This window comes from Stutzerimonas stutzeri, assembly GCF_000935215.1.
GTDB lineage: Bacteria > Pseudomonadota > Gammaproteobacteria > Pseudomonadales > Pseudomonadaceae > Stutzerimonas.
The window spans coordinates 1-6,922 of sequence record NZ_JXXD01000266.1 but is presented as its reverse complement, the minus strand read 5'-3'; the positions used below and the strand labels follow the sequence as shown (position 1 = coordinate 6,922).

Below are 6,922 nucleotides of genomic sequence, written 5' to 3'. Positions count from 1 at the left end.
CACGGGAGCGAGTGGGCGCTAAAACCGCATTTGATCGACTGAAGGAATGGGAGTGCTGGCCGGTGATTCGCGACCACTACGCCTCGAAGGATATGACGGAGCGTGATCTGTACAAGCACATCAAGAACCTGCTCCAAGAACGGCATGTGCGATGGGGTCGCGCTATATGACGGCACGCAAGGACGGTAAGACCTGGACGGCTGACTTCTACGAAAACGGGAGAAGCGGACGCCGTATCCGCAAGAAGGGTTTTCTGACCAAAGCTGCAGCTCAGCGCTACGAAACGGACTTCTTCAGAAGCCTGACGCAAACCGGGAGGCCGCTGGATGATCGGCTATCGGATCTGGTGAACCTCTGGCACCAGCTGCACGGCTGTACTCTGAAGGACGAGAAGACACGTTTGTCGAGAACGCTGGCGATCGCCAAACGGCTCGGCGATCCGCTCGCCTCGTCCTTCGATGCACTGGCATGGGCGCGGTATCGGCAGCAGCGATTGAAGGAGGCGTCTCCGCATACGGTCAACCACGAGCAACGCTACCTGTCGGCAGTGTTCGCTGAGCTGATCCGGCTCGGTGCCTGGGTAGGAAAGAACCCGCTCGCCAATGTCCGGCAGATCAAGACCGACCAGGTAGAGCTGACCTTTCTCACGCTGCCGCAGATCCGCCAGTTGCTCGAAGAGTGCAAGCGCTCCACCAACAATCACACCTACCCCGTCGCCCTGCTCTGCTTGGCTACCGGTGCCCGCTGGGACGAAGCCGAATCTCTGACCCGTGCCGCGATCTACGGGGGTAAGGCTCACTTCCACCGAACCAAGAACCGGCAGTCGAGATCTGTGCCGATCCCGAAGGATGTTGAGGATCTGGCGTTGAAGGTGGGTATGCCTGGAAACGGTCGGCTATTTATGCCCTGCCGGTCGGCTTTCCGGTGTGCCTACAAGCGTTGCGGCTTCGACACACCGGGCCAGATGACCCATATCCTACGCCACACGTTCGCGAGTCATTACATGATGGCCGGTGGTGACATTCTCGGCTTGCAGCGAATCCTGGGACACTCATCGATCACGATGACCATGCGCTACGCGCACCTGTCGCCGGATCATCTGGAATCTGCGCTTCGCCTATCTCCACTTATCCAAAGCGGCTATGCCGTGGTATCCGTTTAACATTTCTGCAAGTATGCTATCAATGATTGCATTGAATTCATTCGGAGGTTCTATGGCCAGCATTACGATCCGAAACCTTGACGACGACCTGAAGGCGCAGCTGCGCGTTGTAGCTGCTAGTCATGGGCGCTCGATGGAAGAAGAAGCCCGAATCATCATTCGGCAAGCCCTGTCGCGTCAGGAAAAGCGTAGCGGGCTGGGTACTCGCATTCACTCCCGTTTTGCTACGGTCGGCGGTGCGGATCTCGCCTTGCCTGAGCGAAAAGATAAGGCCCGAGCAGCGAGCTTCGATGAATGATCCTGCTTGATACCAATGTGCTGTCCGAGCTCATGCGAGCCAAGCCAGCACCGCAAGTACTTGAGTGGGTCGACGCCCAGCCGGCGAGCGAGTTAGCGATCAGTGCGATCACCGTCGCTGAGATTCTTTATGGCATTGCCAGAATGCCGGACGGCAAGCGCAAACAAGGGCTGCTCGACATAGCCTCGGCCATGTTTGACGAAGATTTCGCCGGCAGTATCTTGCCGTTCGATGCAGACGCAGCCGTCTACTACGCAGAGATAGCCGCCGCGACCGAAGCGAAGGGTCGGATAGTAGATATGGCAGATGCGCAGATCGCTGCGATTGGACGGCTACACGATGCAGTCATCGCGACTCGCAATACCCGTCATTTCGAGCCGTTGGGAGTGGCGTTGATCGATCCCTGGAGCGGGCGGGGGTAACAGGATTTCGTCTGTAGACAGGGAGTAGTCACTTCGTAGTCACCGGCACAAACAAAAAAGGGGCTAGCTTTCGCTAACCCCTTGTTTTGTCTGGTGGCTACACCGGGACTTGAACCTGGGACATCAGCATTATGAATGCTGCGCTCTAACCAACTGAGCTATGTAGCCAAGTGGCGCGCATTATTCTCTGGTCGGTTTGGGCTGTCAACCCTGGCTCCGCAGATTTTTTATCCTTTTCAAACGGTTAGTTACGAACGGTCAATAGCGCCTAGGCCGCGCCATGTGGGACGGCGCTAGCGAAATGACGGCCGCGTGGCCAACAGCAGGCCGGCGAAGATCAGGGTGCCGCCGATCCAGTGGAAGGGTTGCAGGGCCTCGCCGAGCAGCAGCCAGCCGAGCAGTGCGGTGAAGACGGGCATCAGGTAGCTGGCCATGGCGGCCTTGGCGGCGCCGACGACTTTTACGCCGTGGTTCCAGGCGAGGTAGGCGATCAGCGAGGCGAACACGGCGGTGTAGGCGATGGCGCCGAGGTTGGCCGGTGTGGCGGCGAAGCCCCCTACCCTACTCAGTTCGTACAGGTAGAACGGCAGGATCAGCGGCACGCCCAGCAGCATCAGCACGCCGAGCAGCACCAGAGGGGGCACAGTGAGGAAACCGGACCAGCGCCGCAGCAGCAGCGTGTACAGGGCCCACACCAGCACGGCGAGCAGCATGATGAGGTCGCCCGCCTTGAACGACATGCTGGCAAAGGTCTGCCAGCTGCCACGGCTGATCAGGTAGAGCAGCCCCGCCGCTGCCACGGCCATGCCGAACCAGGCGCGGCGCAATGGCCATTCACCGAGCAGGAAGCCCGCGCCGATAAAGGTCGCCAGTGGCAGGCAGGTGTTCACCAGCGTCAGGTTGATCGCTTCGGTGCTTTGCGCAGCGGTGTAGAGCAGCGAGTTGTAACTGGCGATGCCGAGTGCGGCGATCACCGGCAGGCGCCAGCCGGCGGCACGCAAGGCCGCTCGGTGGGTCCAGATGCCTTTCGCCACGAAGGGCAACAGCAGTGTCGTGGCAAGCACCCAGCGCCAGAATGACAGGCTCAGCGGCGGGATCTGATCGTAAAAGGCACGGGCGACCAATGCGTTGCCGCTCCAGCAGAGCACAGCGATGAGCAGACCGGCAAAGGCCGGGGCGTGACGGCTGTTCATCAGGCGTTACGCAGCGGACGCAGGCGGTATTGCGACGGCAGCTGATCGAGCCCGCTGACGGTGACGTTGAGGTTTTTCCACAGGCCATCCTTGATGCCGTAGATGCAGCCGTGCACGGCCAGCGGCTGGCCTCGGTGCCAGGCGTTCTGGACGATGGTGGTGTGGCTGACGTTGGCGACCTGTTGGATGACGTTGAGCTCGCACAGGCGGTCGACCTGCTCCTCTTCGCTGGCCAGCTTGGACAGGTGCACGCGATGCTCGTAGTAGAGGTCGCGGATGCTGCGCAGCCAGCCGTCGATCAAGCCTAGCTGGTCGTCACGCATGGAGGCGCGCACGCCACCGCAGCCGTAGTGGCCGGTGACGAGGATGTGTTTGACCTTGAGCACGTCGACCGCGTACTGGATGACCGACAGGCAGTTGAGGTCGGTGTGCAGCACGACATTGGCGACGTTGCGATGAACAAAGAGATCGCCCGGCAACAGGCCGACGATCTCGTTGGCGGGCACGCGGGCATCGGAGCAGCCGATCCACAGGTATTCCGGCGCCTGCTGCTTGGACAGTTTCTCGAAGAAGGTGGGGTCTTCTTCCTTGATGGCCTCGGCCCAGCGGGCGTTGTTCTCGAACAGCGGTTCCAGCTCGCTCATCTACGTTGTCCCTATGGTTCGGCCCCGCACCTTACGAGCCGGCCTAGCCTTTGACAAGCAAGGCCGGCTCGCACGGGCGATCAGTCCGGCTCGACGAGTTCTTCCGTCTCGATGACCGTGGTGCTGGGCTGGGAGACGAACGAGCGCAGGTCACGCATGAAGTTGTCGCGCCAGGCATCCAGATCGGCGGCACGAATGGCGCGCATCAGGTGCTCGTAGCGGTCCTTGCGTTCGGCCAGCGGCATGCTCAGCGCGCGGTCGAGCGCTTCCGCCATGCCGACGCAGTCGTACGGATTGACGATCAGCGCGGAGGTCAGCTCGCGTGCGGCGCCGGCGAAGCGCGACAGCACCAGCACGCCGGGATCTTCCGGGTCCTGCGCGGCTACGTACTCCTTGGCGACCAGGTTCATGCCGTCGCGCAGCGGCGTGACGAAGCCGACGTCGGCGGTGCGGAACAGGCCCATGAGCACGCGGCGGTCGTAGCTCTTGTTGAGGTAGTGCAGCGGCGTCCAGTCGAGATCGGAGAGGCGTCCGTTGAGGTGCCCGGCCTGGCTTTCGAGTTGTTCGCGGATGTGCTGATAGGTGCGCACGTCGGAACGCGAGGTCGGCGCGATCTGCAGGAATTCGACGTTGTTGCGGTGTTTGGGATAGCGGTCGAGAAACTCTTCGTAGGCGCGGAAGCGCTCCACCAGGCCCTTGGAGTAGTCCAGGCGGTCGACCGAGATGATGGTCTGGCGCGTCGCGTCGCTGGCGCGGCGCATGGGATGGGCTCGGCCCTTGTAGCCTTCGGCGAGTTTCTGGATTTCGTCCGGCACCACACCGATCGGGTACACCCCGGCGCGGAAGTTCTGCCCGTAGGCGGTCAGGCTGCCGTCCGGCTCGATCACACCGCGCACTTCGCGGGTGATGTAGTCCTGAAAGGCCAGGCGGTCGGTGTCGGTCTGGAAGCCGATCAGGTCGTAGTAGCAGAGGGTCTTCAGCAGCTCGTTGTGCGGCGGGATCGCGGTGAGGATTTCCGGTGCGGGAAACGGGATGTGCAGGAAGAAGCCGATGCGGTTGCGGATGCCCAGCTGGCGGCAGGCTTCGGCGAACGGGATCAGGTGGTAGTCGTGAATCCAGATGATGTCGTCGGGCTTGAGCAGCGGCTTGAGCTTCTCGGCCAGCATACCGTTGACCCGCCGGTAGCCGTCGTACTCTTCGCGGCTGTAGCGCGCCAAGTCGATGCGATAGTGAAAAATCGGCCAGAGCGTGTTGTTGGAGAAGCCGCGGTAGTACTGATCGTAGTCACGCTTGTTCAGCGGCAGCGTGACGTAGGTGATGTTGCCCACTTCCTCGGTATTGATGGCTGGCGTTGCATTGATCTCGCCGCTCCAGCCGAACCAGATGCCACCGGCCTGGCGCAGCGCATCGTAGACACCGACGGCCAGCCCTCCGGCGGCTACCTTGCCCGGTTTGATTGGCGCCACGCGGTTGGAAACCACTACTAAACGGCTCATGGCAGTAAATCTCGCTCTAGTCGGGTTTTATTCTGGGTTCGGCCGGTACACCGAGTTCGTTCAGCAGCGCTTCGATCCAGCTGCCGACGGCAGCCACCGACGCCACCCGTTCGCGGGCCTCGCTGGGGCCGTCGCCGACCTTGATGGATCGACCGCCGAGCGCATTGACGGCGGCAAAGCCGGCTTCGTCGGTGAGATCGTCGCCAAGGAACACGGGAGTGCAGCCGGAGAACGGCGCTTCCTGCATGAAGGCGCGGATCACCTCGCCCTTGCTCGCGCCGCGGGGCTTGAGTTCGAACACGCACTTTCCGGGCTGCAGGGTCAGTACCTCGGCGTAACGCTGGGCGAAGTCTTCGGCGAGTGTGCGGGCAACCTCCTCCAGCTCCGGCGCCTGACGAAAATGCAGGGCAAAGGCGACGCTCTTGTTCTCCAGGTGCAGGCCGGGATGCTCGCTGCAGGCCTGCTGCAACTCACGCTGGATACGCTCCAGCGCCTGATTGTCGAGTGCCAGGTTGCGCAGCTCACCCGTGGCATCACGGCGCTCGGCTCCGTGCACGCCGGCGGCGGGAAGTTGCAGGGGCGCCAGCAGCGCATCGAGCTGCGCGAGCGGTCGGCCGGAGATCACGGCGACGGGAATGCCGCTGGCATGCAGGCGTTCCAGGGCCGCGAGGGTGGACGGTGGAATGAAGACGAGTTCCGGTCGGGGCTGAATCTCAGCCAGCGTTCCGTCGACGTCGAAGAAGAAGGCGTAGCGCCGAGGCTCTGGCGCGGGTTGGTCGTTTTGATCATTCATGCAGAGTAGGACTCCGGATCACGCGCGGTGGTTCGTCCCCTTTTTCTCAAGACGCTCAGGCATCTACGGCCGCAGGAAAGGATGGACCCGAATGGCGTTATCGGCCAGCCGACAGCCCTGAATCTTCCCAGGGCGGCCGGGTCACAACCTGCATGACCGACGTTCTGACAGGAGACGATCATGAGCGATCAAAAACCCTACACCCCAACGGAAATCGACAACACCGAAGACCGCATGGGCTCCATCGAACAGCTCGATTTCGATCAGCGCCGTGACGAGCGCAAGGGCCGCATCGGTGACGAAGTGCCCGGTGAGCAGGTGGCCGACGAGTTCTCCGCCGAACGCGCCGCCGAAGCAGGCATGACGGCCGGTGAAGTCCCAGATGGCGAGACCACAATGGACGACATGGCGCCGGAAACACTGATCCCCGAGGACGGCGCACGCTCTCCGAGCGAACGCGGCCATGGCGAGCCGGCCGATCAGGACCTGAGCGTGGTTTCCGAGCATGAGATCGGCGCCGATGTGGATCTCGACGAGGCCGAACTCGGCCGCTACGACCCGCTCGACGGCAAACCCTGGGATGGCCCCGCCGAAGGCGACGAAGACACCGGCCTCAGCGGCGGCGATGCGGTATTGCGCGAGGACGACAGCGTGCTGTCGGACGAAGAACTGGAAGGCGAAGCCCCACTGGATTCCGGACGGGACAAGCGGCCGGGGGAATAAAGCGGAGCCATTTGCCGCACTCGGTAGGCGGAAGCGACATGGCCCCGGAGCTCATAAGGCCTCGGCTTACTTCGTAGATGTAGGGTGGATGTCGCCTTTTACATCCACCTTGACCAGAGCACGGTGGTTCGCTGAAGCGCGATCCACCCTACGAGGCCGGCAACAGTCCGCGATCGGGAACCGCGAGACGT

General features: G+C 62.3%; 8 protein-coding genes and 1 tRNA gene. 4 read left to right on the top strand and 5 right to left on the bottom strand.

What is annotated here, in order from left to right; genetic code table 11:
• The first annotated feature begins 166 nt into the window (after window positions 1–166).
• From LO50_RS21605 to LO50_RS21595, 3 genes are read left to right on the top strand one after another with little or no spacing between them, the layout of a single operon-like run.
• On the top strand, window positions 167–1,162 hold the full coding sequence (locus LO50_RS21605) for a phage integrase (RefSeq protein ID WP_044316326.1): 996 nt from the start codon (window positions 167–169) through the stop codon (window positions 1,160–1,162).
• A gap of 52 nt (window positions 1,163–1,214) precedes the next feature.
• Complete coding sequence (locus LO50_RS21600) at window positions 1,215–1,460, top strand: FitA-like ribbon-helix-helix domain-containing protein (RefSeq protein WP_044316325.1); 246 nt, start codon at window positions 1,215–1,217, stop codon at window positions 1,458–1,460.
• Complete coding sequence (locus LO50_RS21595; RefSeq protein ID WP_044316324.1) at window positions 1,457–1,882, top strand: type II toxin-antitoxin system VapC family toxin; 426 nt, start codon at window positions 1,457–1,459, stop codon at window positions 1,880–1,882. Before LO50_RS21600 ends, LO50_RS21595 begins: the two co-directional genes overlap by 4 nt.
• Window positions 1,883–1,973: 91 nt before the next feature.
• On the opposite strand, the gene LO50_RS21590 is transcribed toward LO50_RS21595, so the two are convergent.
• The 5 genes from LO50_RS21590 to otsB form a co-directional block, all read right to left on the bottom strand.
• Window positions 1,974–2,050: transfer RNA gene (locus tag LO50_RS21590), tRNA-Met, on the bottom strand.
• A gap of 125 nt (window positions 2,051–2,175) precedes the next feature.
• A complete protein-coding gene (locus tag LO50_RS21585; RefSeq protein ID WP_044316323.1) occupies window positions 2,176–3,075 on the bottom strand; it encodes a DMT family transporter in 900 nt (299 codons plus the stop codon).
• On the bottom strand, window positions 3,075–3,719 hold the full coding sequence (gene can, locus LO50_RS21580) for a carbonate dehydratase (protein WP_044316322.1): 645 nt from the start codon (window positions 3,717–3,719) through the stop codon (window positions 3,075–3,077). The genes LO50_RS21585 and can overlap by 1 nt, the downstream gene beginning before the upstream one ends.
• An 80-nt stretch (window positions 3,720–3,799) precedes the next feature.
• A complete protein-coding gene (gene otsA, locus LO50_RS21575) occupies window positions 3,800–5,215 on the bottom strand; it encodes an alpha,alpha-trehalose-phosphate synthase (UDP-forming) (protein WP_015275953.1) in 1,416 nt (471 codons plus the stop codon).
• A 16-nt stretch (window positions 5,216–5,231) separates the two neighbouring features.
• Window positions 5,232–6,008: a trehalose-phosphatase gene (otsB, locus tag LO50_RS21570; RefSeq protein ID WP_044316321.1), complete on the bottom strand. Its 777-nt coding sequence runs from the start codon at window positions 6,006–6,008 to the stop codon at window positions 5,232–5,234.
• 180 nt (window positions 6,009–6,188) lie between these two features.
• On the opposite strand from otsB, the gene LO50_RS21565 reads away from it, so the two are divergent.
• Window positions 6,189–6,731, top strand: coding sequence for a hypothetical protein (locus LO50_RS21565; RefSeq protein ID WP_023445852.1), 543 nt, complete (start codon window positions 6,189–6,191; stop codon window positions 6,729–6,731).
• Window positions 6,732–6,922: the final 191 nt, after the last annotated feature.

What these genes read in the sequence shown, in the direction of transcription:
- can (WP_044316322.1), bottom strand. Translation starts at nt 3,719, where the DNA reads ATGAGCGAGCTGGAACCGCTGTTCGAGAACAACGCCCGCTGGGCCGAG.
- otsA (WP_015275953.1), bottom strand. Translation starts at nt 5,215, where the DNA reads ATGAGCCGTTTAGTAGTGGTTTCCAACCGCGTGGCGCCAATCAAACCG.
- otsB (WP_044316321.1), bottom strand. Translation starts at nt 6,008, where the DNA reads ATGAATGATCAAAACGACCAACCCGCGCCAGAGCCTCGGCGCTACGCC.
- LO50_RS21595 (WP_044316324.1), top strand. Translation starts at nt 1,457, where the DNA reads ATGATCCTGCTTGATACCAATGTGCTGTCCGAGCTCATGCGAGCCAAG.
- LO50_RS21605 (WP_044316326.1), top strand. Translation starts at nt 167, where the DNA reads ATGACGGCACGCAAGGACGGTAAGACCTGGACGGCTGACTTCTACGAA.
- LO50_RS21565 (WP_023445852.1), top strand. Translation starts at nt 6,189, where the DNA reads ATGAGCGATCAAAAACCCTACACCCCAACGGAAATCGACAACACCGAA.
- LO50_RS21600 (WP_044316325.1), top strand. Translation starts at nt 1,215, where the DNA reads ATGGCCAGCATTACGATCCGAAACCTTGACGACGACCTGAAGGCGCAG.
- LO50_RS21585 (WP_044316323.1), bottom strand. Translation starts at nt 3,075, where the DNA reads ATGAACAGCCGTCACGCCCCGGCCTTTGCCGGTCTGCTCATCGCTGTG.